Source organism: Dehalococcoidia bacterium (assembly GCA_035574915.1).
Classification (GTDB): Bacteria; Chloroflexota; Dehalococcoidia; order DSTF01; family WHTK01; genus DATLYJ01.
This window is the reverse complement of record DATLYJ010000158.1, coordinates 1-24,548: the sequence shown is the minus strand read 5'-3', so window position 1 is coordinate 24,548 and position 24,548 is coordinate 1. Positions and strand designations below refer to the sequence as shown.

Here is a 24,548-nt window from a genome sequence, read left to right as displayed (position 1 = left end):
CCCCCGCCGGGCCCCACCGCCAGCATGAGGGCGACCGCGAGCAGGAACGGCAGAAGGAAGAGCGACTCGGAGACGAGGACCGGCGTCCAGTAAACAAGGGACGGACTCACCGCCGTCCCGCCAGCCGCGAGCAGGCCTTCGCGCCGGCCGAAGAGGCGATGGCCGGCCAGGTAAACGGGCACGATGCTCAGCGCCGCGGCGGCGCAGTTCGCGACCCGGGCCGCGTCCAGGCTGTGGCCGAAGAGACGGTACACGCCCGCCAGGAAGAACGGGTAGCCCGGTGGGAAAAAGGCGGTGGGTGACCCGCCCGGCGTAAAACCGCTGCCGTCGATGCCGACGCTGTAACCGGCGCCGGAGACCAGGCTGCGCGCCACGGCGTCGTAGTACTGGGCGTCGGAGAGGACTGGAGGGAGCGGTCCGGTCCAGAAAGCAAAGGCGAGCCTGAGCGAGAAGGCCGCCGCGACCAGCAGGGCAAGGGACGCTGCCGGCCTCTCCTCAGCCCAGCGCAAAGGGTTGCGCATTGCCGCGATTGTAAGGCCAGATGGCGCGCCGCAGCGGCGTCAGACGCCCGCGACCCGCGGCGCGAGCGGTTGATGGCTTCGATCCTCAGCGGAGGCGCGGGTGTCAGCGCAGGAACTGCGGCGACCTGCGCTCGGCGAAGGCGCGGAAGCCCTCGCGGCCGTCCGGCGAGGCCAGCGCGTCAGTCTGGAAGCCGGCCTCAAGCTCTAGCTGAGCGCGGATGTCGTTGTCCAGCGAGCGCGCGATCAGGCGGCGCGTGTAGGTGTAGGCGATCGCCGGCCCGGAGGCGATCGCCCGTGCCAGCGCCATCGCTTCGTCCATAAGCGATTCGTGGGGTACGACTTTGTTGACCAGCCCTAGCCTGAGGAGCTCGTCGGCAGGGAGCGGCTCCCCCGAGTACGCGAGCTCGTATGCCTTGGCCACCCCCACGATGCGCGGCAGCCAGAAGCTGGCGCCGCAGTCCAGCGAGAGCCCGCGCTTGATGAAAATAGGCCCCATGCGGGCCTGGTCCGAAGCGATGCGCACGTCGCAACACAGGGCGAGGCCGAAGCCGCCGCCGACCGCGAAGCCGTTGATGGCGCCGATGACCGGCACGTCCGACTCGAACAGGGCAAGGACCAGGTCCGTGATGACGCCGAGCTTGTTGACGGTACTGGAGCGCCGCGACAAGGGTGCATCGCCCTGGATCGTGGTCGTGCTGTCGCCAACGATCGTGGCCCCGGAGCAGAAGCCCCTGCCCTTCCCGGTGAGGACGATGGCCCGGATGCGGTCGTTGGTCTTGGTCTCGCCGGCGGCGGCGATCAGGTCGGGGATCATCGTGCCGCCGAGTGAGTTCAGGGTGTCCGGCCGGTTCAGGGTGAGCACCAGGACGCCGTCATCAGTAAGCTCGCGGATCACGTCGGGTTCGCTCATATCACTCCTCCGGCTTGCGGTATGCCGGAGTATAGCAGCGGCCAGTCGACCGCCCGGACGAGGGCCGGCTCATCACTGGGCAAGAACAGAGGGCCGGACACCGGTCCGGCCCTCTCTGACGATTGACCTCCGAATTCGAAGGCCGAGTCGCTAGATCCCCATCCCCTGGGCGACGAGCTCGCGGTGGAAGTCCGCGTCACCCCACGCCAGCTCGGCGGCCTTCTGGCGGCGGAAGTAGAGCTGGATCTTGTAGTCCTTGGTGAAGCCGATACCACCGTGGATCTGCTGGCCGTGGGCGACCACGCGGCGGCTTGCCTCGCTGATCCATGCCTTAGCCATGTGGACCTGCTCGTCCGCGTCAGGCTCGTCCTCGGCGACTGCCCAGGCTGCCTTGTACATGATGTAGCGGGAGCCGTCGACGTCCGTGACCATGTCGGCGGCCTTGTGCTGGATAGCCTGGAACGAGCCGATCGGCCGGCCGAACTGCACACGCTCCTTCGCGTAGTTGATCGTGATCTCGAAGTCCTGCTGGGCCAGTCCGACCAGGTAGGCGCACTCGATGACGGTCGCCTTGTTGGCGATCTTCTTGAACACGGGCCAGGCTTTGCCCTCCTCGCCGAGGAGGTTCGCGGCCGGGACGCGCACGTTCTCGAACTTGATCTCGGTCTGCTTGTCGGAGGCGATAGTGCGCAGGAGAGTGTGGGTCACGCCTGGCGCCTTGGCGTCCACCACGAACAGCGAGATGCCGTCTTCGCCGCTACCGCCGGTGCGGGCGACGACCACCATGTTGTCGGCAACGTGGCTGTCTCGGACGAAGAGCTTGGTGCCGTTGAGGACGTACTCGTTGCCTTCCTTCCTGGCGGTCAACTGCACGCCCTCGGCGTCGAAGCGGGCCGAGGGCTCCGTGAAGGCAAGCGTCCAGATCTGCTCGCCGGAGGCGATGCGCGGCAGCCACTGCTTCTTCTGCTCTTCGTTGCCGGCCTCGAGGAGGGCGATGGCCGCGACGGTGGTGGGGATGAAGGGACCCGGGACGAGAGCCCGACCGAACTCCTCGATGAGGATGATCAGGTCCATGAAGCCGAAGCCGGCGCCGCCATAGGCCTCGGGGATGATCAGGCCCTGCCAGCCCTGCTCCGCCATCTTCTTCCAGAGCTCAGGCGAGTAGCCCTTCTCATCCTCTTCCATGTCCCGGACGTGCTGCTCGGGACACTCCTTCTCGAGGAAGTCCCTCGCCACATTTCGCAGCATTTCCTGTTCTTCGCTGAGTCCCAGGTCCATTCCACAGTCCTCCTACGTGACTTGCATCGCGAGACAACCCGCCGCTGCCGCGCGCAGCGCTTTGCGACTACGGACGGAGGCGGGGTGACGGCGCCCGGCGCGAACCTGCCCCGTCGGACCGGGAACACCGTTCGAGATCATAGGCGAACGTAAACGTAAAGGGAAGGGCCTTGTGGGCCTGCAGCCGCAGCTCTGGAGGCGGACCGCGGTCCCTTATTATCCGCCCGTCACGGGCCTGCTAGGCCGGCTTCGGCGGCCGCACCAGCTCGTCCATTAGCTCCTCGACCGCGCGTTCCGGGTCCGAGCAACGCCCGACATGCACAGGGGATGTCTGGATGATGGTGCTCCGGGGCGATGTCAGCCAGTGAAAGCGCTCCGACTGGCTCAGGGCCGCGATCGGGCCTGCGCCGGCTTCGCCAGCGACGACCGCCTCGTAGCTCCGCAGGTGCTCGTTCACGAAGGCGATGTCCAGGGACGGCCACAGCGCCCGCAAACGCGCCTCGTCCAGCTCGATGCGCACTCCGAGATAGCGCAATGTGCGCGCGAACAGGATCACGCCGACGTTCACGAACTCCTCGCGCTCCACGTGCGGCACTACTCGCAGCACGGCGTAGTCGTACCAGTGGTCGCCGGCGGGCGCGGATTCAGCCTTCCCTGGCACGCAGCGCCTCCTCCAGCCAGCCTCTCTCCCTCTCGAGCCGGTCCGAGAAGAACCCGGCGTATGCCGCCCGGTCCCGCTCCGGTCCCGGGCCCAGCCACTCGTCCGGCACCGATGCCAGGACGGCTGCCAGCGCCGTCGCCGTCAGCCTGGGCCGCAGGGCCTCATCGATCTCCAGCAAGCGTGTCGCTTGCGGGAGGAGGATGTGCTCCCGGATCAGCGGGAAGCGGTCGGCGGCGCGCGCCCGCCAGTCCCCCGGCTGGTGGTGGAAGTAGAGGGATGCACCGTGGTCGATCAGCCAGACGCGGCCGTCTTCCACGAGCAGGTTCGGGTTCCGGGGTGTGCGGTCGACGTTCATGATCAGGGCGTCGAACCATACGATGGCGCTCGCGAACAGGTCATCGACCAGGGGGCCGTCGACTATGGGGTCGAAGGCGAGCGCGCCGGGGACGTAGCGCAGGCCGAAGTTGAGGCCGACGCTGGCGCGGAGAAGGTCCTGGATCTCCGGGTCCGGCTCGCTCAAACCGAAGCCCTCAGCCAGCTCGATAACGGCGGCGTCCGGGACCGGCAGCCCGCAGGCGCGGGCGAGTCCGGCCGCTATCACCTCGGCGACCAGCGCCCGCGGCCCCTGGCCGGCGCCACGGAACTTGACCACGAACTGCCCGGGCTCGTCCGTATCGACGATTGCGGGCAGCGAGCCACCCTCGCGCAGGGGCAGCACGTAGCGCGTCGCGGCGTAGCGCGGGAGCCCCAAGCGACTCGTCCTCGCCCGTCGCCGCGCTAGAGATGGCAGAGGAGGCCGCCATCGACGGCGATGACCTGGCCGGTCACGTAGCCCGAGGCGTCGGAAGCGAGCCAGAGCGCCAGAGGCGCTACCTCATCGGCGCGGCCGGGACGGCGGTAAGGGATGTAGCGCACCAACTGGTTGACTTCGGGCGTAGGGTCGCCCAGGCCCGGCGTGTCTTCCAGCCAGGCAGGCGCGATGCCGTTCACGGTTATCGCCCTGTCACCCCACTCCTGGGCCAGCGAGCGCACGAGGCTGTGGACGCCCGCCTTCGCGGCCCCGTAGGCCGCCGTGTTCGCGAGGCCGCGGATGCCGAGCGCCGAAGCGATGCAGATGATGCGGCCGCGGTTTCGCTCGCGGCCCGGCGGCAACTCGCGCGAGAGCATTTCCTTGCCGACGCCGCGACAGGCGTAGAAGACACCGCCTAGGTTGACGGCGATGACGCGCGCCCAGTCGGCGTCGGTCGTCTTGTCGGCGGGCTTGTGGAGAACCATGTCGGGCGCGGTGACGAGGACGTCGATGTCGCCGAACTCCTTCGTAATCTGGCGGATTGTCACCTGGACGTTGGTGCCGATGGCCATGTCGACGCCGTACTCCGCGCTGCGGCGGCCCATGCCGGCGATCTCTTTCGAGAGCCGGCGGACGGCCATCACCTCATCGCCATCCATGCTCGCCGTCGTCACGGCGACGTCCGCCCCGGCCTCGGCGAATGCGCGCGCGACCTCCCTGCCGACACTCCAGCCGGCGCCCATGACGAGCACGTTGCGGCCGCTGAAGTCGAAGGCCTCGGGACCAAGCTTTGCGTCGCTCCAGAAGTTCGTCACGTCTGCCTCCTCAGGCGCCGACCACGGGCGCGAAGCCGGTCGTCGCGTAGCCGCCGGCAAGTCCGCCGCCGTCGATGATGAACTCCTGCCCGGTGACGTAGCTGGAAGCGTCCGACGCCAGGTAGACGGCGAGCGCGCCCAGCTCCCAGGCCTCGCCCAGGCGCCTGACCGGCATGTAGCGGCCTCGGGCAAGGCGCTGGTCGTGCTCTTCCTGGCTGCGCGGCGGACTCTGGGCGACGAAGCCGGGCACGATTGCATTCGCGCGGATCCGGTATTCGGCCAGGTTGATCGCGGTCGTCTTCGTCAGGGCGATGACCGCGGCCTTGGCCGCCCCGTAGGCGCCGTTGCCGCGGTTGCCGCGCAAGGCTGTCCCGGAAGAGGTGTTGATTATGGAGCCGCCCTGCCCCTGCTCCACCATTACCTTGCCCGCGGCCTGGGTGCAGTGGTAGGTGCCGTTGAGGTTCACATCGAAGGTGTAGAGCCAGTTCTCGAAGGGGTAGTCGAGGAAGTCCTGCGGCCCAGGGCGGCGGTCACCGATGCCGGCGTTGTTCATCATCACGTCCAGCCGCCCGAACTCCTTGACCGCGGCGTCGATCAGGGCGAAGCAGGCTCTCCGGTCCGTGATGTCGGTGGCCACGGCCAGTGACTTGGCTCCGAGGTCGCGGATCTCTTTTGCGACGTCGTCGATTTGCGCCTGCGTGCGCGCGGCGACGACGACAGCGGCGCCGTGCTTGGCTAGCGCCAACGCCATCTGCTTGCCCAGGCCGCGGCCGCCGCCGGTCACGATCGCGACCTTGCCATCGAGTCTGAACCTTTCCCTGTACAAGGCTGGCTCCTCAGGCGCCTGCCGGCGCAACACTTGGCTTAGCGGGGCGCCGGGATCATACCACCGCCGTCACGAAGGCGGCGGCTGAGCTGGCCGCCGAGGCCATCCGGCAAGACCCCGCGAGACGCCGGCCGTCAGTCCGCCGCCAGGGAAGTAGCGCGCGCCGTGCCGCCACCTGCCGCCCGTCCGGCGCGGGCCGCCAGAGCGGCCAGGGCCGTCGTTAGGGGCACGGCAGCCAGTATGCCGATGCTGCCGACCAGGGTGCGCGCGATCTCCGTCGCCAGGAACTCGCGGTTCAGGAGCACGCCCGCCGGCTCCGCCTGAAGCGAGAGGATGATCAGAAGCGGCAGCGCCGCGCCAGCGTAGGCGAGGAATAGCGTGTTCACGGTGGAGGCGATGTGGTCCCGGCCGATGTTCATCGCTCTTCGATAGAGCTCGGCGGCCGGGAGCAGGGGGTTGGCGGCGCGGATCTCATAGACCGAAGAGGCCTGGGCGATCGTGACGTCGTCCAGCACACCCAGGGCGCCGATGATGATGCCGGCGAGGAGGAGGCCCTCCGGGTTTATCCCGCCCTCGGTGATGATGTTCAGCGTTGCCGACTCTTCGTCTGCGAGGCCGGTCAGCGCGACGAGCTCGATGCTGAACCGGGCAAGGATGGCCGTGATGGCAAGGCCAAGCATTGTGCCCAACAGAGCGGTCGTGGTCTTCCTGTTCATCCCGTGGGCGATGTAGAGACTCGAGGCCATGATCGCGCCCGCGCCGGCGACAGAGATGATCACCGGGTCGTGACCCGCGACGATGCCAGGGATGATGAAGCGCAGGATTACCGCCAGGCTAATCGCCATGCCGAAGAGCGCCGCCAGCCCCTGCCGGCGCCCGATCACCAGCACCAGCGCCCCGAAGGCCAGGGCCAGCCACCAGAGGCCGCCTTCCCGCACGTAGTCCTCGATGAAGTAGGCAGGGCCTCCCGGCCCGTCCACCCTGCTGACAAGCACCCGGTCGCCAGGCCCGGGCTTGATCGCGAGCGCGTCCCGTGGCAAGAACGAGCGCTCGATGAGGATAGGCTCGCCATCCAGGTCGAGCTCAAGGCGCTGATAGGTCTCTGTACCTCTTGGCCCGGCCTGCAGACGCTCCTCGAGCACGCGCCGGACCGTCGCCTTGCGCGTCTGCTCTCTCCCCGCGACTTCCGGCGTCTCGAAGGCCACGGCTGGTATGAGCACCAGGAGGGCGAGCATGCCCGCGGCGATGAGCGTGTACATGCCGAGGGACACCGACACTCCGGCGGCGGAGAAGCGGGCAAGGAGGCTGGGCCTGGACACCGAGGGCAGCCTAGCGCCGGACTCACGTGGTGTCGAGAAACGCAGCGCCCGGCGTCACCTCCGCTTCGGCCGGTAGCGCTCATGCAAGCGAGGCCATCGGGCCGCTTTGCGTACTCGAGCCTCCGGGGCGAGCGCTCGTCGTTGGCGCTGGTGGGCTATTCTGGTGCGGCCATGCGCGTCCCATTGCCGTTCGGGCGCTCCCAGGTCGAGGTAGAGGTGCCGGACACTGCCACCGTGCTGCGCCCCAGGGCCGTGCCGCCGCTCGCCGACCCCGAGGGGGCCGTGCGCGAGCTGCTGCGCTCGCCCACCTTCGGCCCCCCGCTACGCGACCTGGCGCGAGGAGCCGGCTCTGCGGCGATCGTCATAAGCGACGTCACTCGGCCGGTTCCGAACAGGTTGCTGCTGCCAGCGCTGATCGAAGAGTTGAACGCCTCCGGCATCCCGGACGCCGGCATCACGATCCTCAACGGGACGGGCCTGCACCGGCCAAACACCGAAGCCGAACTGCGCGAGATGCTCGGAGACCTGGCGGAAAGCTACCGCATCGTCCAGCACGAAGCCCGTCGCCGGGAGACGCTCGTCGAAGTCGGCAGGAGCGCGCGAGGCGCGCCGGTCGAGCTCTGCCGGACGTATGTCGAGGCTGACTTGCGCATCGTTACGGGCTTCGTGGAGCCGCACCTGTTCGCCGGCTACTCCGGCGGCGCCAAGGGCGTCATGCCCGGGGTCGCGGGCGCCGAGATCGTGATGAGTAACCACGGCGCCGAGAACCTCTCGCACCCGCGAGCGCGCTGGTGCGTGGCAGCCGGCAATCCTGTCTTCGACGAGATGCGTGCCATCGCCGGCCTCTGCCCGCCGCACTTCCTCCTCAATGTGACCCTTGACAGCGAGCGCCGGATCACGGGCGCCTTCGCCGGCGACTGGCGCCAGGCCCACGATGCAGCCATCGAGCAGGCGGCACGCCAGCACACGGTGGCGGTCCCGGGACCCTTCGACATCGTCGTCGTGACGAACATGGGCTATCCGGCGGACCTGAACCTCTACCAGTCAGTGAAGGGGATGTCCGTGGCCGCCGAGGCCGTCCGCGAGGGTGGCTCGATTTTGCTGGTCGCCGCCTGTGAGGACGGGCTGGGCTCGGACGACTACGTCCGCTTTCTCACCGGGCGCGAGTCCCCGGAGGCGCTGCTGGCCTCCATCCTCGGCGCCGAGGCGCCCAGGCACGACCAGTGGCAGGTGCAGGTCCAGGCAATGGTGCAGCGCAAGGCAGCCGTCTACCTCCACTCGCGCCTCAGCCGTGAGGCGACCGAGGCTGCGCACCTGCGCTACAGCGCCAACCCTTCGGAGACCCTGGCGCGGCTAATCGCGGATGCGCGCTCGCAAGGCCTCCCCGGGTCCGTGCTGGTGCTGCCTCACGGTCAACTGACCGTCCCTGTCATCGCCTGAGCCCGAAAGGGCGGAGCGGGGCAGACAGCGGAGGCCCCGCCGGCCCGCGGGGGCGTACAATCCAGACATGAGCGAAGGGCGCCTCTCCCATATCGATGACAGCGGCCGCGCGCGCATGGTGGACGTCGGCGCGAAGGACGACACGGCGCGGGTTGCTGTGGCGGCTGGCCGCGTCCTGATGCAGCCCTCCACCTTGCGCCTGCTGATGTCGGGCGAGATCGCGAAGGGCAACGTCCTGACCACGGCGCAGGTCGCGGGGATCATGGCGGCGAAGAAGACCCACGAACTGATCCCGATGTGCCATCCTCTGCTGCTCACCGGTATCAGCGTGGACCTCGAGCCGCGCGAACCAGAGAGCGCCATCGAAATTACGGCCACCGTGCGCACCACCGGCAAGACCGGGGTGGAGATGGAGGCATTGACGGCAGTCAGCGTGGCCGCGCTCACCGTCTACGACATGTGCAAGGCCGTCGACCGGGGAATACGGATTCAGGATGTCCGCCTGCTCTCGAAATCAGGCGGCAAGTCCGGCGACTGGGCGGCGGAGTAACTCCCGGCCCCGGATACCTGGCCAAGAGGGTCGGGGGCGCATCTGACTCGGAGTAATTAGTCCAGGCCTCCAGGGGCCAGAGATGGGTGCCGGCCCGGGCCAGCGCGCTAGGCACGGCAGGCGCGTCCTCCACCAAAGCGTTATTCCGGGAGCCGCCTAATCGCCTTGACTTCCCTTCGCGCCGTCCGATAGCGTGAGTGCGATGTCCAACGCGTCAGGGCCGCCGTCCCGGCCTTCTCCCCGCCGCAGAAGCTCGCGTCCAAGTCTCCGAAGCCAGTTCCTTTTCCTCTTCGGCATCCTCGTGCTCGCCGCCGGCGCATTCTATACAGCCCTGGTCGTGGCGACGCAGGTCGACCAGATCTTCTTCCCCGACGGCGAGATAAACCTCGGCGGGCTGGCGCGGCTCCCGGGCATCGACAAAGCAGGCGACGCGACGGAGATCGGCGGCAGCCGCATCAACATCCTCGTGATGGGCCTGGACCGGCGGCCGATCGAGGGCAGTACCCTCACCCGCTCCGACACCATGTTCGTGATGACCATCGACCCCACGACGAAGACCTCGCGCGGGCTGGCTATGCCCCGCGACCTCTGGGTCGACATCCCGACGAAGAGCGGTGGGACGTTCAAGGAGCGGATCAACACCGTGCTGGTCTACGGCGAGACCATGGGGTATCCGGGCGGCGGCCCGGGCCTGGCCAAGGCGACGGTCGAACGGCTGCTAAAGATCAAGATTCACTACTACGTCATCATCGACTTCGAGGGCTTCAAAAAGGTCATCGACGGGCTGGGCGGCATCGATGTCGACGTCCCCACAGCGGTGAACGACCCCTTCTACTCCGAGACCGAGCGCCTGGGTGACTTCTACCCGTGCGTCTTCAGCGTCGGCGTTCACCACATGAACGGCAGCGACGCCCTGTGTTACGCCCGCACCCGCCGCAACTCCGACGACCGGGACCGCATCACGCGCCAGCAGCGCATCATGCTCGCCGTGCTCGAAAAGGCTTCCCAACTGCACCTGCTTGCGGAGCCGCAGAACATGGTGAGCCTCTGGAAGAGCTACAAGAACACGATCAAGACCGACATCAGCGACCTCCAGATCCCGGGCTTCGCCAGGCTCGCCGCCGGTATGGACCCGGATGACCTCGCGTTCCTCTCGCTCGGCCCCGCCACGGTGGGCTACACGACCCCGGATGGCGCGGCGGTCCTCCTGCCGTCGGAGGCCGGCATCGAGCAGATCGTGAAAGCGCTCTACTCCAACGCCTACCTCGAACAGGAGAGCGCAGTGGTGGAAATCCAGAACGGCACGGACCGCCAGGGCTTCGCCCAGACGGTCGTGCGCTTCCTGAGCTCGAACCGCGGCGACCTCCCGGAGAAGGCGCTGACAGCCACGAACGCCGCCCAGCCCACTTACACCCGGACCGAGATCATCGACTTCACGGGCAAGACGTACACCGCGGGCTGGATCGCCTCACGTCTCGACCTCAAGAAGACAAGCGTGCGGCCCGCTACTCCGGCCGATGCGGCGCTGCGGACTGTGCCGAACGCCGACATCGTCGTGATCCTCGGCACGGACGCGAAGGTGGACGTAAGCGCCGTCGCCGGTAACTAGGCCGCGCGGAGGCTGACCCGCCACCGTCCTTCCTGCGTTCGCCCGGCTCTCACCTGTCCCGGCGCGCGGTCCGGGGGCTTGTATAATGCCTGCGGCCGGCCGCGTCCCAAGCAACCCCCTCGCGGCCGAGCATCCGATGGAGCGTACAACCCGAGACTATGCCTTTTCAGACCTGGGTGGCCAGGTTCGTGGTCGACCATGGGCAGGTCACGGAGGAGGGCGGCCGTCTCCGCACTTTCCCGCGCCGCCGCCTCGATGAGCCGGAGGTCGACCTGCACCTGCTCGCCGAACCCGCCGGTCCAAAGGCGGAGGAATTCGCGGCCCAGACGCTCGAGGCCATCGGACGCGAGTTCCTGAAGGACAGCCTCTCCCTGACCGGCGGTCTCCTGCGCGCCCTTCGCTCCACGAACCAGGTCCTGCTGGACTGGAACCGTCGCAGCATCGCGAAGGAGCACGTCGCCGTCGGCGTGACGGCCGCTGTCGTCCGAGGCTCCACGGTCTATCTGGCGCAGGCGGGCCCGACGCTCGTCTTCGTCCGGCGCCGCGGGGCGCTCACTCGCCTGGTCCCCGAAGATGCCGGCTCTGTCGCGCTCGGGGAAGGCGTGCTCGAGCCGGAGCTGCGGCGCATCGAGATGGAGCCCGGTGACGTCGTGATCGCCGCCTCGACAGCGATAGACACGCTCATGGACGTCGAGGCCCTCGACCAGCTTATCGAGCGCGGCACCGACATCGCCCTGCCCGAGCTGTATCTGCGGGCGCGCGGACTGCCGAACTTCGCCCTTTACGCCATCACGTGTCTCGAAGGGGCGCAGGATGAAGGCGCTGGGGAAGGCGCTTCCGCGGCCGCGCCGGCCACGGCGCCGGCATCAGGCGCCACATCGGCGACGGAGAGGCCGGACGAGCCCGTCTTGAGCTTCGAGGGTCGCCCGGAGGAGCGGGAGGACAGGGGGCCAGCGCTCTCGATGCCCAGGCCGCTCGACATTTCGCGGCCTGTGGTCCGGCTGCGAAACGACCAGTTCTCCGGCAGGGTCGACTATCCGCGCACCACCGGCTCGCCGCGCGGCCTTCGGCTGAACATGCCGCCCTCGCGGCTGGCAGCGATCTCGGCCGCGGTGGCCGTGGCCCTGTTCGTCGCCGCCTTTGCCGTGCCTGACCTCATTCATGAGAACCGCCAGGTGCAGGCCTCGACGCTCATCGACCGCGCGCTGACCACGTATTCCTTCCTGGACCGCGAGTCCGACCCGGGACGCCGGCGCGCCCTGCTCGAGGAGACGCGGCGCCTCACGGCGGAGGCGCTGCGGATAGAGCCGGGTAACGTTACGGCGGCGGAGTTGCGGCAGCAGGCCGGCGCGGCACTCACGGCCATGGACAACGTCTTCGACCTCGGGCAGATGCAGAGCGTCACTATCCTCGGCCGCCAGGTCACGGGCGAGGTAGCGATCGACCGCGCCGTAGTGGCGGGCGGAAACGCCTACCTGCTGGACACCCGAGGCCGCAGGGTGATCATGGTCCCGGTCGCTACGCCGGGGCCGCCAGCGGTGCTGCTGGAGGAGGGCCAGACGTACGGCGGAGTCCAGGCCCGGCGGCCGCAGTTCATGGTCTGGGACGCGGCCGGGAGCCGGCTCCTGGTGCTCGACTCCGACCGGCGCCTCTTCGAGGTGCGCCCGGGCGTCGTCCAGAGCCTTGCCCTTCGGCGCAGCGCCAGTTGGGCATCGGTGAGCGACCTCGCGGCCTATGACGGCAACCTTTACGTCCTCGACCCCAAGGGCAACCAGATCCACCGCTACCTGCCGGCTGCGAACGGCTTCGACAGCGAGCCGACTGGCCTGCTGGGAAGCCGCGTCAACATCAGCAGCGCGGTCGGGCTGGCCGTGCAAACGGACATCTTCATCCTCACGCGCGAGGGGAAGGTAAGGCGGTTCCGCAACGGCGTTGACGCTACCCTGAGCCTCTCGGGCATTGACAGACCGCTGCAGGCCCCCTCCGGCCTCTATGCCACGGCGGCATCGGACGAGTTGTACATCGCCGATGCCGGCAACAAGCGTGTCGTGATCGCCGACCGCGAAGGCGTCTTCCGCCGCCAGCTTGTCAGCAACTCCATCACTGACCTCCGGGCGATGGCCATCGACCCGGCGGCTGGCCAGCTGTACGTCGTGGTCGGAGACGAGTTACTCACGGCGCCGCTGGTGCGGTGAGGGCGCCCTTCGACTCTGGCCTCCGCTTCCGGCGCTCGGTGCAGGCAGCATCAAGCTGCACCATGGACCCTACCCCTGTACTCTTTACTCATGCTCATACTTGGCATCGAGACGTCGTGCGACGAGACGGCGGCGGGCGTCGTCGCAGAGGGGAGACAGCTACGGGCGAACGTGGTCGCCTCCCAGGCGGCGGTGCATGCCCGCTACGGCGGGGTCGTGCCGGAGGTCGCCTCCCGGCATCACCTCGAGGCGATGCTCCCGGTGGTGACGGCGGCGCTCAAAGAGGCGGGCTGCGAGCCGCGTGACCTGGACGCCATCGCCGTCACTTCGGGACCTGGCCTGGCCGGAGCCCTGCTCGTCGGTCTCAACGTGGCAAAGGGCCTGGCGTTCGCCTGGGACAAGCCGCTGCTCAGCATCAACCACCTAGAAGGGCACATCTACGCGAACTGGCTCCTGGACCGGACGCCTGAATTCCCTGCCGTCGTGCTTATCGTCTCCGGCGGCCACAGTGAACTCGTGCTTGCGCGGGGCCACGGCGAATACACCCTCCTCGGCCGCACGCGCGACGACGCCGCCGGCGAGGCTTTCGACAAGGCGGCCCGGGTCCTCGGCCTGGGCTTTCCCGGCGGCCCCGCCATCGAACGCACCGCGCGCGAGGCGAAGTCGAAGCCCCCTAAGCTGCCCCGCGCCTGGCTCGGGGAAAGTTGCGATTTCAGCTTCAGCGGCCTCAAGACCGCCGTGGGCCGGCTCGCAGCGGAGGCGAAATATCCGGTGCCGGAGATCGCGGCCGGCTTCCAGGAGTCGGTAGTCGACGTGCTCGTCACGAAGACCGTGCGCGCCGTCAGGGAGCACGGCGCCGCCTGCGTACTCCTGTCCGGCGGCGTGGCCGCTAATGGGCCACTACGCGCGACCCTGGCCGAAAAGTCGCCGGTGCCTGTCTGGGCTCCGCCGATATCACTCTGTACCGACAACGGCGCCATGATCGCCGCCGCCGCCTTCTACCGCGCCGAAAGCGCCCGCGCGGGCCTCGACCTCGACGTGCGCGCGAACTGGCCGATAGCGTAAGCACCCGGGCGCGCCGCTCCAATCAGCTGCCGAGAGCGGCACCAGGGTGCCGCACTCCTGACTGTGCGGAGAGGCCCGGGTCGTCCCCGGGCCTCTCCTGTTCCGGTCTCTTGCGGCCGGCAGCCGACCAGCCTGGATGCCTGATCAGTCCCTCGGCAGTCCCAGGCCCCGCTGGGCGATGATGTTGCGCTGGATCTCGCTCGTCCCGCCGGCGATGGTGCTGGAGACGCTGCTTACGTAGCTGCGCGAGTACTGGGCCCGGTTGGGTGCGTAGCGAGACTGAGGGTCCCAGGCAAGGCCGAACAGGCCGATCATCTTCATCCCGGTCCGGGCAATGCGCTGCCCGAGCTCCGAGGAGAAGAGCTTGGCCATCGAAGCCTCGTGGTTGGGGATCATGCCCACGTTCTGCATGTGCACGACCCGGTAGGAGAGCATCTTGGCGACATGCGCCTCGATGAGCCTGTCGGCGAGCTCCAGCCGCACCAGCGGGTTGCGGTCGAGCATGCTCTGGCCGCCGACGTTCTCCTTCGCCCACTTGATCATGCGCTCGACGTTCTGGCGTGTCCCGACCGCCGACCCGATACCGGAGCGCTCGAAGTCCAGGGTCGTAGTGCCGACATACCAGCCGCGGTTGACCTCGCCGACGACGTTCTTAGCCGGGACGCGCACGTTGTCGAAGAAGACCTGGTTGAAGACCGCGGTGCCTGCCATCGTGACCAGGGGCTGGACGGTGATCCCGGGGGTCTTCATGTCCACGAGGAAGTAGGTAATGCCGCGGTGCTTCGGCGCATCGGGGTCGGTGCGGGCGAGCATGAACATCCAGTTCGCGAACTGCGCGCCAGAGGTCCAGATCTTGGAGCCGTTGATCACGAAGTCGTCGCCGTCCTTGACGGCGCGAGTCTGGAGCGAGGCAAGGTCCGAGCCGGCCCCGGGCTCGGAGAAGCCCTGGCACCACTGGGTCTCGCCGCGCAGGATCTTCGGGAGGTGCTCCGCCTTCTGTTCCTCGGTGCCGTGGACGATGATCGTTGGCCCGGCCATGGACACGCCCATGCCGCCGAGCTGGGGAGCGCGCATTTCCGCGAACTCCTCATTGAGGATGAACTGCTCCATCGTGGTCAGGCCGGCGCCACCGTACTCCTTGGGCCAGGCCGGGGCGATCCAGCCCCGGGCCGCCAGCTTCTGGCGCCACTCGCCCAACGGCCCGGCGGCGAGCTGGAAACCGGCGCCACCGGCGCGCGCTTCCGGCCGGCCGCGCACTTCTGGGCCGGCTCCCTCGCCGCCCATTCCGGCAAAGGGGGAGGCGTTCGGGTTCCGGTCGGGTCGCAGGGCCTCAGGCAGCTCCTTCTCCAGGAAATCGCGGACCGTCTTACGCCAGGCTGCCTCTTCGGGAGAGTCTGTGAGTCTCATTTCCTGCGTATTCCTTTCGGCGATGTAAGTTTTCAGCAGTTTCGGCAGTTTTGAGTATACGGATTCCTTGACGTGAACGTCAATGTTTGCTGCTTGACTTTCCCCGCGGCCGCTCTACACATTCACCGACGTAAACGCAGCCCGTCAGCCTCGCGGCGCCTTTGGAGTCCCCTTGGCGGCTCCCCGGCCGCGCCTGGAGGCGGGCTCGGCCGCCGTACGGGCTGCCTGCGCGATGGCACGAGGCGGCGCCGCCGTGTCGACGCGCCCTGTGTGCCTTCCGAGGGTGTGGCAAAGAGGAATGGCCGCTGCATGGCGACCTGCCGTTTGGCAGCGCCACGTATTGACAGCCTGTGGTAGAGTTTTAGGTTGACACGCCGGCGCCGGACTGCGATACTACCATCATCCTGGCTAGATACCTTCCCCTTTGCTGCCCATTTTTCAATCAGGCCCATTTGGCGCGGGAAGAGGCGAGTCTTTCTCTAGCTCAGTCTGTCCTTCAGCAGTAACGCGTTCAGCCACCATTCAAGGAGCGGCCAAACTATGGTTGTGACTCGGGATGTTGTTCGCCTCGGCGAGGTCCTGCCTTCGTCCGAGAAGTCTTACGCGAAGATCCCCCAAGTCCTCGACATGCCGAACCTGATCAAGGTTCAGCTCGATTCCTACAACTGGTTCATCAAGGAAGGCCTGCGCGAGCTCTTCGACGAGATCTCGCCCATCCAGGACTTCACCGGCTCCAAGATGGAGCTGCGCTTCGGCGACTACGAGTTCGGCGAGCCGAAGTACAGCGAGCGCGAGTGCCGCGACCGCGACGCCACCTACGCCGTGCCCCTGCGCGTCTCCGTCGAGCTACTGGTGAAGGAGACCGGAGAGGTCAAGGAGCAGCAGCTCTTCATGGGCGACTTCCCGCTCATGACGCCCACCGGCACCTTCATCATCAACGGCGCCGAGCGCGTGGTGGTATCCCAGCTCGTCCGCTCTCCGGGCGTGTACTTCACGCGCGAGAAGGACCCGACCTCCGGGCGCAACCTCGCCTTCGCAAAGGTCATCCCGAACCGCGGCGCCTGGCTCGAGTTCGAGACTTCCAACCGCGACGTCATCTCCGTCAAGGTCGACCGCAAGCGCAAGATCCCGGTGACCACGCTGCTGCGCGCGATCGACAAGGTCGAGGGCATGCGTGACTCGGAGCTTGGCACGGCGGAGCGCATCCTCTCCTGGTTCGAGGACGTCGACACCAACCCGGACCACCGCTACATCGCCACGACCATCGACAAGGAGTCGCCGGAGGTCAAGACGGGCACCCGGAACCGCGCGCTCGAGGACTTCTACAAGCGTATGCGCCCCGGCGACCCCCCGACTCTGGAGAACGCCCGCAACCTGGTCGACTCCCTTTTCTTCAACCCCCGGCGTTACGACCTGCTCCGCGTCGGGCGCTTCAAGATCGACCGCCGCCTCGGCCTGGACACGAAGTCCCGCCTGGCGCGCGACAAGTTCGGGAAGTCGCTCGATGACCTTTCGGACGACGAGCGGCGGCAGGTCGAAGCCCTCTCCCGGGTCCTGACGGTCGAAGACATCATCGGCATCGTCAAGGAACTGATCCGCCTCAACAACGGGGAAGGGAAGACAGACGAGATCGACCACCTCGGCAACCGGCGCGTCCGCGCCGTCGGCGAGCTGATCCAGAACCAGTTCCGCATCGGCCTCCTGCGGATGGAGCGCGTAGTGCGCGAGCGCATGACGATCACCGACGCCGAGGAAGCGACCCCGAGCGCGCTGATCAACATTCGCCCCGTCGTGGCCGCCATGAAGGAGTTCTTCGGTGGCAGCCAGCTATCCCAGTTCATGGACCAAACGAACCCGCTGGCGGAACTGACGCACAAGCGCAAGCTTTCCGCTCTAGGCCCGGGGGGTCTCTCCCGCGACCACGCGGGCTTCGACGTCCGTGACGTGCACCACAGCCACTACGGGCGCATCTGTCCCATCGAGACACCTGAAGGCCCGAACATCGGCCTCATCGTCTCCCTGGCCTCATACGCCGTCATAAACGAGTACGGGTTCATCGAGACGCCCTACCGGCGGGTCGTGCGTGAGCTCCGGGCGGACTCCCCGGAGCTGGTCGGCAGGACCGCCCGCGAAGCGGTGTCCGTGAAGAACAAGGTGGTGGTCGAAGCGGGCCAGGAGATCACGCCCGAGATCGCGAAGGAGCTGAAGCCGCTGGGCGCGAAGCACATCAAGGTGCGGCCATACGCCTCCAACGAGATCATCTACCTTGCGGCCGACGACGAAGAGCAGTACGTCATCGCCCAGGCGAACACACCCCTCGACGAGAAGGGCCACATCCTCGGCGACGAAGTGGAGGTACGGCGAGGCGAGCGCTTCGAGACCGACCCGCCGGAGAATGTGGACTTCATGGACGTGTCGCCGAAGCAGATCCTGAGCACGGCAACGTCTCTTATTCCCTTCCTGGAGCACGACGACGCGCCCCGTGCCCTCATGGGCTCGAACATGCAGCGCCAGGCAGTGCCCCTGCTGCGGCCGGAGCGACCGCTGGTCGCGACCGGCACCGAGCGCCAGGTCGCGATCGACTCCGGCCAGGTAGTGGTCGCGGAGGGTGACGGCGAAGTCATCAGCGCCACGGCCCGCTCCGTAGTCGTCCGCTACGACGACGGCCGCGAGGTGTCGTACCCGGTGATGAAGTTCGTGCGCTCGAACGCGGCCACGTGTCTGAACCAGCGGCCGCAGGTAAGGCGTGGCCAGCGGGTCACGGCAGGCACGCCGCTCATCGACAGCTCCTCCACGGACGAGGGCGAGTTGGCGCTCGGGCACAGCGTCCTCTGCGCCTTCATGAGCTGGGAGGGCTACAACTTCGAGGACGCGATCATCATCTCCGAGGCCCTGGTCCGCGATGACAAATTCAGCTCGATCCACATCGAGAAGCACGAGGTCGAGGCGCGCGACACCAAGCTCGGCCCCGAGGAGATAACGCGCGACATCCCGAACGTCGGCGACGAGTCGCTGCGCGACCTCGATGAGAACGGGATCATCCGCATCGGCGCCGAGGTCCAGGCGGGCGACATCCTCGTCGGCAAGATCACGCCGAAGGGCGAGACGGAGCTGACGGCAGAGGAGAAGCTACTGCGCGCGATCTTCGGCGAGAAGGCGCGCGAGGTTAAGGACACGTCCCTGCGCGTGCCCCACGGCCAGCACGGCAAGGTAATCGACGTGCGCGTCTTCAAGCGAGAAGACCACGATGAGCTTCCCGCCGGCGTGAACCAGCTCGTGCGAGTGTCCATCGCCCAGAAGCGCAAGATCTCGGTCGGAGACAAGATGGCCGGACGCCACGGGAACAAGGGTGTCATCGCCCGCATCCTGCCGGTGGAGGACATGCCCTACCTCGCGGACGGCACGCCGATCGACATCATCCTCAACCCAATCGGCGTTCCCAGCCGCATGAACGTCGGCCAGGTACTGGAGACCCACCTCGGCTGGGCAGCTTCTGTACTTGGCTTCCGCGCCATCACGCCGGTCTTCGACGGGGCGCGCGACCACGACATCGAGGACGAGCTCGCCCGGGCCTGGCTGGCGATGCAGGCGGGCGCCATCAAGCCCGGCATCAACGCCGGGAATGGCGTCACGTGGGGCGAGAACGTCGACACCGAGACACTCGAGAAGTGGCTCAAGGAGAAGGGCTACGACTTCCGCAAGGTGTTCGACTCGAGCGTGCGCGGCGAGGCAAAGCGCGCCTGCCTGGAGCTCTGGCTGCAGGAGGTGGGCGAAAAGCTGCCGCGCAAGGCGACTCTGGCCGACCTCGAGCGCCTGGCCGAAGACATCGCGACGACGCGCCGCATCGCGCCGCCCGTCTACGGCAAGCAGACGCTCTACGACGGCCGGACCGGCGAGCCCTTCGACCAACCGGTCACCGTCGGTCAGATTTACATGCTGAAGTTGATCCACCTGGTGGAGGAGAAGATCCACGCCCGGTCAACGGGCCCCTACTCGCTCATTACCCAGCAGCCGCTCGGGGGCAAGGCGCAGATGGGCGGCCAGCGCTTTGGCGAAATGGAGGTCTGGGCGCTGGAGGCCTACGGCGCGGCACACACTCTGCAGGAGCTGCTCACGGTGAAGTCGGACGATGTCGTGGGCCGGGTGAAGACCTACGAGGCCATCGTGAAGGGCGAGGACGTGCTCGAGCCGGGCATTCCGGAGTCCTTCAAGGTGCTCGTCAAAGAACTGCAGAGCCTGGGCCTGGCCGTGGAGGTGCTGAACGAGAACGAAGAAGAGGTCGCCTTCGTGGAGGAGGGCGGCGAGGAAGCGCCGCAGCTCGGCATCAACCTCACGGGCTTCGAGTCCGAGGAGCGCGAGCCGATCTAGGGCGAGACACCCGGGGAGTGGCCTTTGTGGTCCGAGGCCGGAACCCGCCGACACCCGACCACCGCCACGATCCTCCTGCTTGCAACGGAATCAGGACGAAGGAGTAAAGGGAATTGCTGGAAGTCAACGACTTCAACGCCGTCCGGATCTCTCTGGCCTCGCCGGAGCAGATCAGGTCCTGGTCCTACGGGGAGGTAACGAAGCCGGAAACCATCAACTACCGCACGCTCAAGCCAGAAAAGGACGGCCTCTTCTGCGAGAAGATCTTCGGGCCGACCAAGGACTTCGAGTGCTACTGCGGTAAGTACAAGCGCGTCCGCTACAAGGGCATCGTCTGCGACAAGTGCGGCGTAGAGGTCGCCCGCAGCAAGGTGCGCCGCGAGCGCATGGGGCACATCGAGCTTGCCTCGCCGGTCGCGCATATCTGGTTCGTGAAGGGCACCCCCAGCCGCCTGGGCCTGCTGCTGGACATCTCGCCGCGCAGCCTGGAGCGCGTCCTCTACTTTGCCCAGTACATCATCACCCACGTAGACGAGGCGGCGAAGAAGCGCGCGCTCGAGCACCTGCGCCAGGAGATGGATGCGGAGACGGCCCGCCGCGAGAAGGACCTCATCGACCTCCTCACGACCATCGAGACCAACCGCGACGAAGCCATCGCCACGCTGAAGGCGCGCCGTGAGGAGGAGCTGCAAGCCCTCGAGGAAGAGAAGACGCAGGCCATCGACCGCCTGATGAAGGCGGCGCAGGACCAGGAGCAGGCGCTCTCCAAGAGCGTGGGCACGCTGCAGAAAAAGGCCATCGAGTTCGAAGGCTCACAGGTGGTGCCGGCGAACGAAGTCGTGGCCGAGAGCCACGTCGAGGCCTTCCGGACCCTGGTGCAAGAGAAGCTCGCTGCCCTGGAGGAGGACTTCGTCCGCCGCCGCAACGACGTCGAACTGATGGCCAGCGCGGCCATCGAGACCGAGATGGCGAAGGCGGCCTCGGAGACGGAGCCCCTGCGCAAGAAGATCGAGGAAGAGCGGGCCGCCGTCCGCATGCAGTTCCAGGACGACTTCAAGGAACTGGAGTCGCTGCGCGACCCCGCTACGACCGATACAGTCCGGCTCCTCACTGACGCCGACTACAAGCGGCTGAACGAGAAATTCGGCACCGTGTTCTCCGCCGCCATGGGCGCCGACGCTCTGCTGGCCATCCTGAACCGCGTCGACCTGGACAAGCTGCGCGCGAAGCTCCAGGTCGAGATGCAGTCGACTTCGGGCCAGAAGCGCAAGAAGGCCACCAAGCGCCTGCGAGTTGTCGAGGCGCTGCGCAAGTCCGGGAACAAGCCGACGTGGATGATCCTGACCGTCCTGCCGGTGCTCCCGCCTGACCTGCGTCCGATGGTGCAGCTCGACGGCGGACGCTTCGCGACCAGCGACCTGAACGACCTTTACCGGCGCGTGATCAACCGCAACAACCGCCTGAAGAGGCTGCTGGAGCTTGGCGCGCCCGAGATCATCATCCGCAACGAGAAGCGCATGCTTCAGGAGGCTGTCGACTCCCTGATCGACAACGGCCGCCGCGGACGTGCTGTCTCCGGCACGGGCAACCACAAGCTGAAGAGCCTCTCGGACATGCTCAAGGGCAAGCAGGGACGCTTCCGCCAGAACCTGCTCGGCAAGCGCGTGGACTACTCCGGCCGCTCGGTGATCGTCGTCGGCCCCGAGCTGAAGCTGCACCAGTGCGGCCTGCCGAAGCGCATGGCGCTCGAGCTGTTCAAGCCCTTCGTGATGCACGCTCTGGTCGACCGCGGCCTGGCGCACAACATCAAGAGTGCGAAACGAATTGTCGAGCGCGCCCGACCCGAGGTCTGGGACGTGCTGGACGACGTCATCAAGACACGCCCGGTCCTCCTGAACCGCGCCCCGACCCTGCATCGCCTGGGCATCCAGGCCTTCGAGCCGGTGCTGGTCGAAGGCAGCGCCATCCAGATCCACCCGCTGGTCTGCGCCGCCTTCAACGCCGACTTCGACGGCGACCAGATGGCCGTGCACGTGCCGCTGGCCCGCGAGGCCGTGGCCGAGGCGCGGCAGGTCATGCTCTCCACCAAGAACCTCCTCAGCCCCTCCTCGGGCGACCCTATGGTGGCGCCGCGGCTGGACATCGTGCTCGGCTGCTACTACCTGACTCACATGGAGACGGAGTCGCCCCGCAAGGGGGAGTACCGCGAGAGCGGCTCCAACGGGAACCGCATCGTCGAGGGCCTGTACGGCAGCTTCCAGGAGGCCATCCTCGCCTACGAGCTCGGCGTGCTCGACCTCCAGGCGCGCATCAAGGTGCGGGACCGCCGCACGGACGGCGAGCTGATCGAGACGACGGTAGGCCGCATCCTGTTCAACGAGGCGCTGCCGGAGGAGATTGGCTTCCGCAACGAGACGATGGACAGCAAGGCCCTCAAGCGCGTGGTGCAGGACTGCTACCGCGTGCTGGGTATGGACGGCACGTCGGAGATCGTGGACAAGCTGAAGGACATCGGCTTCAAGTTCGCCACTCGCTCCGGCGTCACGATCTCCGTGAGTGAGATCAAGGTGCCGGCGGAGAAGGCCGCCATCCTGGAGAAGGCGGAGCAGGAAATCCACAGCATAGACGAGCAGTACCAGATGGGCCTGATCACGGACCAGGAGCGATACGACGCGCGCGTCGACGTCTGGAACCGCGCGACCGAGGAGCTGACCAGCGAGATCCAGAAGCACCTGCCGGAGTACGGCTCGGTCTTCCTCATGGCCACCTCGGGCGCGAAGGGTAACATCGCGCAGATCCGCCAGATGGCAGGCATGCGCGGCCTCATGTCCGACCCCTCCGGCCGCATCATCGACCTCCCGATCCGCGGCAATTTCCGCGAGGGCCTCTCGGTGCTCGAATACTTCATCTCTACGCACGGCGCCCGCAAAGGCCTGGCCGACACGGCGCTGCGGACGGCGGACTCGGGTTACCTCACCCGCCGCCTGATCGACGTTGCCCAGGACGTCATCACGCTGGCCGAGGATTGCGAGACCCTGAACGGGGTGTGGATCGGCGAACCGCAGGACCGCAGCGTCCTGGAGTCGCTCCAGGAGCGCGTCGTGGGCCGCTATGCGGCGTCGACCATGGCCCACCCGGAGACGGGCGAGGTGATCGTCGAGCGCAACCAGGAAATCGACCTCGAGATCGCCGACAGGCTCATCGCTGCCGGCTACTCGAAGATCCACGTCCGCTCGCCGCTCACCTGCGGACTCCCGCGCGGCGTCTGCTGCATGTGCTATGGCCGCAACCCGGCGCGCGGCGAGCGCATCGGCTTGAACGAGGCCGTGGGTATCATCGCCGCGCAGTCCATTGGCGAGCCCGGTACGCAGCTTACGATGCGCACCTTCCACACGGGCGGCGTCTACATGGCCGGCGGCGAGATCACCACCGGTCTGCCCCGCGTCCAGGAGCTGTTCGAGGCGCGCGTACCCAAGAACAAGGCCATCATTACGGAGATCGACGGCGTGGTGGAGATCCTGCGCGAGGGCGAGACCCGGCGCGTACGCGTCGTCTCCAGCGAGCTGTATGCGGACCGCTACGACCTGCCGGCGGGCGCGGAGCTGCTGGTCAGCGAGGGCCAGCAGGTGGAGGCGGGCGCCGTGCTCGCCCGCTCCGGCGGTGAGGGCTCCGACCTACCGGCGACGCAAGTCGTGGCCAGGCTGCCGGGACGGGTCACCATCGACAGCAGCAACCGCGTGTCGATCCTGTACGAGGAGCGCGAGGAGCGGGAGTACACGGTACCCGCCGCTGCGCGCATCCGCGTCGAGGCCGGCGACGTGGTCAAGGCCGGCGAGCAGCTGACCGATGGTCCGAAGGACCCGACGGACATCCTCCGCATCGAGGGCCCGGAGGCTACCCAGTTGTACCTTGTGGAGGAAGTCCAGAAGGTCTACCGCTCCCAGGGCGTCAACATCAACGACAAGCACCTTGAGGTCATCGTCCGCCAGATGTTGCGCAAGGTGCAGATCGACTCTCCCGGCGACACGACGCTGCTCCCAGGCGAACTGGTCGACCGCTTCGAGTACGATGCCGCCAACAGCAACGTCCTGTCGCAGGGCGGCGAGCCGGCGACGGCTCAGCCGCGGCTGCTCGGCGTCACCAAGGCTTCGCTCTCGACCAGCAGCTTCCTCGCCGCGGCCTCCTTCCAGGAGACGACGCGGGTGCTGACCGAGGCGGCGATCTCCGGCATGACCGACCACCTGCTCGGCCTCAAGGAGAACGTGATCATCGGCAAGCTGATCCCGGCGCGCGCGCCGATCACCGTGCCGCCGCGGCCGGTGGTGGAGGCGGGCGCACCGCGACGGCTGCTCGAAGAGGGCGAGGAGGGTGAAGGAGACTTCGAACTCGAAGACCTCGAGGAGGAAGACCTCGACGATCTCGACCTCGACGCCGATGACGATCTCGACGAGCCGAAGCCGGCCTCTTCCGCCTTCGTGGCGGACCCTGACGCGGCCGCCGACGACCGCGAGGAAGAGCGGTAGGACCGCGACAGTAGAAGGAAACAAAGGGCCGGGCGACATCGCCCGGCCCTTTGTCATACGTCTCGGCCGCTCGGCGGAGGACAAGCCGGCGCCGGCCGGTCGCCGCGAGCCTCTGGGTATCAGACGGGCCGGCTAAGCTGCCGTGGACGCCGGGACGGGCGCGTGCCGGTCGATGTCGTCGAGCAGGGCCGCAAACCAGTCGCGAAGGTCATGGTTGAGGATTGCGGACCTAAGCCTCTGGAAGCGGTCTCGCCGCTCCTCCGGTGGCATC

16 protein-coding genes are annotated in these 24,548 nt (G+C 67.5%); 7 read left to right on the top strand and 9 right to left on the bottom strand.

Translation table 11 applies throughout. From position 1 onward, the window contains the following. From VNN10_14350 to VNN10_14315, 8 genes are all read right to left on the bottom strand, one after another. Positions 1-521: glycosyltransferase family 39 protein (locus VNN10_14350; GenBank protein ID HXH23203.1), on the bottom strand; the 521-nt coding region annotated here is incomplete at its 3' end. Between the two features lie 103 nt (positions 522-624). Next, the gene (locus tag VNN10_14345) at positions 625-1,431 is read right to left on the bottom strand and encodes an enoyl-CoA hydratase-related protein (GenBank protein ID HXH23202.1); all 807 of its coding nucleotides are present in this window, start codon (positions 1,429-1,431) and stop codon (positions 625-627) included. Between the two features lie 150 nt (positions 1,432-1,581). Further along, on the bottom strand, positions 1,582-2,709 hold the full coding sequence (locus tag VNN10_14340) for an acyl-CoA dehydrogenase family protein (protein ID HXH23201.1): 1,128 nt from the start codon (positions 2,707-2,709) through the stop codon (positions 1,582-1,584). Positions 2,710-2,947: 238 nt separating this feature from the next. Further along, positions 2,948-3,370 (bottom strand): DUF3037 domain-containing protein, encoded by a 423-nt coding sequence (locus VNN10_14335; protein HXH23200.1) that lies wholly within the window; start codon positions 3,368-3,370, stop codon positions 2,948-2,950. Then, positions 3,354-4,121, bottom strand: a complete 768-nt coding sequence (locus VNN10_14330) for a HipA family kinase (GenBank protein HXH23199.1) — start codon at positions 4,119-4,121, stop codon at positions 3,354-3,356. The genes VNN10_14335 and VNN10_14330 overlap by 17 nt, the downstream gene beginning before the upstream one ends. Positions 4,122-4,147: 26 nt before the next feature. Further along, a complete protein-coding gene (locus tag VNN10_14325) occupies positions 4,148-4,975 on the bottom strand; it encodes an SDR family NAD(P)-dependent oxidoreductase (protein ID HXH23198.1) in 828 nt (275 codons plus the stop codon). A gap of 10 nt (positions 4,976-4,985) precedes the next feature. Beyond that, entirely contained in the window at positions 4,986-5,801 is an 816-nt protein-coding gene (locus VNN10_14320) for an SDR family NAD(P)-dependent oxidoreductase (protein HXH23197.1), read from the bottom strand. Positions 5,802-5,935: 134 nt separating this feature from the next. Next, entirely contained in the window at positions 5,936-7,120 is a 1,185-nt protein-coding gene (locus VNN10_14315) for a YibE/F family protein (GenBank protein ID HXH23196.1), read from the bottom strand. A gap of 171 nt (positions 7,121-7,291) precedes the next feature. Here VNN10_14315 and larA point away from each other — a divergent pair, with 171 nt between their 5' ends. The 5 genes from larA (at position 7,292) to tsaD (ending at position 13,979) form a co-directional block, all read left to right on the top strand. Further along, positions 7,292-8,560 carry a nickel-dependent lactate racemase gene (gene larA, locus VNN10_14310; protein ID HXH23195.1) on the top strand — a complete coding sequence of 423 codons (1,269 nt, stop codon included), beginning with the start codon at positions 7,292-7,294 and terminating at the stop codon, positions 8,558-8,560. A gap of 67 nt (positions 8,561-8,627) precedes the next feature. Continuing rightward, complete coding sequence (moaC, locus tag VNN10_14305) at positions 8,628-9,110, top strand: cyclic pyranopterin monophosphate synthase MoaC (GenBank protein HXH23194.1); 483 nt, start codon at positions 8,628-8,630, stop codon at positions 9,108-9,110. A gap of 337 nt (positions 9,111-9,447) precedes the next feature. Beyond that, the gene (locus tag VNN10_14300; GenBank protein HXH23193.1) at positions 9,448-10,719 is read left to right on the top strand and encodes an LCP family protein; all 1,272 of its coding nucleotides are present in this window, start codon (positions 9,448-9,450) and stop codon (positions 10,717-10,719) included. A gap of 158 nt (positions 10,720-10,877) precedes the next feature. Then, a complete protein-coding gene (locus VNN10_14295; GenBank protein ID HXH23192.1) occupies positions 10,878-12,914 on the top strand; it encodes a hypothetical protein in 2,037 nt (678 codons plus the stop codon). 90 nt (positions 12,915-13,004) lie between these two features. Continuing rightward, entirely contained in the window at positions 13,005-13,979 is a 975-nt protein-coding gene (gene tsaD, locus VNN10_14290) for a tRNA (adenosine(37)-N6)-threonylcarbamoyltransferase complex transferase subunit TsaD (protein ID HXH23191.1), read from the top strand. Positions 13,980-14,123: 144 nt separating this feature from the next. Here the strand turns inward: tsaD and VNN10_14285 are convergent, their stop codons facing one another. Continuing rightward, positions 14,124-15,386 carry an acyl-CoA dehydrogenase family protein gene (locus VNN10_14285; protein HXH23190.1) on the bottom strand — a complete coding sequence of 421 codons (1,263 nt, stop codon included), beginning with the start codon at positions 15,384-15,386 and terminating at the stop codon, positions 14,124-14,126. Positions 15,387-16,013: 627 nt separating this feature from the next. On the opposite strand from VNN10_14285, the gene VNN10_14280 reads away from it, so the two are divergent. Together VNN10_14280 and rpoC are read left to right on the top strand one after the other, a co-directional pair. Continuing rightward, positions 16,014-19,754, top strand: a complete 3,741-nt coding sequence (locus VNN10_14280; GenBank protein HXH23189.1) for a DNA-directed RNA polymerase subunit beta — start codon at positions 16,014-16,016, stop codon at positions 19,752-19,754. A 116-nt stretch (positions 19,755-19,870) separates the two neighbouring features. Beyond that, positions 19,871-24,277 carry a DNA-directed RNA polymerase subunit beta' gene (gene rpoC / locus VNN10_14275; protein ID HXH23188.1) on the top strand — a complete coding sequence of 1,469 codons (4,407 nt, stop codon included), beginning with the start codon at positions 19,871-19,873 and terminating at the stop codon, positions 24,275-24,277. Positions 24,278-24,548 lie beyond the last annotated feature (271 nt).

Bases quoted from the DNA above. Each gene is read 5' to 3' on its own strand.
- VNN10_14345 (HXH23202.1), bottom strand. From the start codon at position 1,431: ATGAGCGAACCCGACGTGATCCGCGAGCTTACTGATGACGGCGTCCTG.
- larA (HXH23195.1), top strand. From the start codon at position 7,292: ATGCGCGTCCCATTGCCGTTCGGGCGCTCCCAGGTCGAGGTAGAGGTG.
- VNN10_14340 (HXH23201.1), bottom strand. From the start codon at position 2,709: ATGGACCTGGGACTCAGCGAAGAACAGGAAATGCTGCGAAATGTGGCG.
- VNN10_14280 (HXH23189.1), top strand. From the start codon at position 16,014: ATGCCGAACCTGATCAAGGTTCAGCTCGATTCCTACAACTGGTTCATC.
- VNN10_14295 (HXH23192.1), top strand. From the start codon at position 10,878: ATGCCTTTTCAGACCTGGGTGGCCAGGTTCGTGGTCGACCATGGGCAG.
- tsaD (HXH23191.1), top strand. From the start codon at position 13,005: ATGCTCATACTTGGCATCGAGACGTCGTGCGACGAGACGGCGGCGGGC.
- VNN10_14285 (HXH23190.1), bottom strand. From the start codon at position 15,386: ATGAGACTCACAGACTCTCCCGAAGAGGCAGCCTGGCGTAAGACGGTC.
- moaC (HXH23194.1), top strand. From the start codon at position 8,628: ATGAGCGAAGGGCGCCTCTCCCATATCGATGACAGCGGCCGCGCGCGC.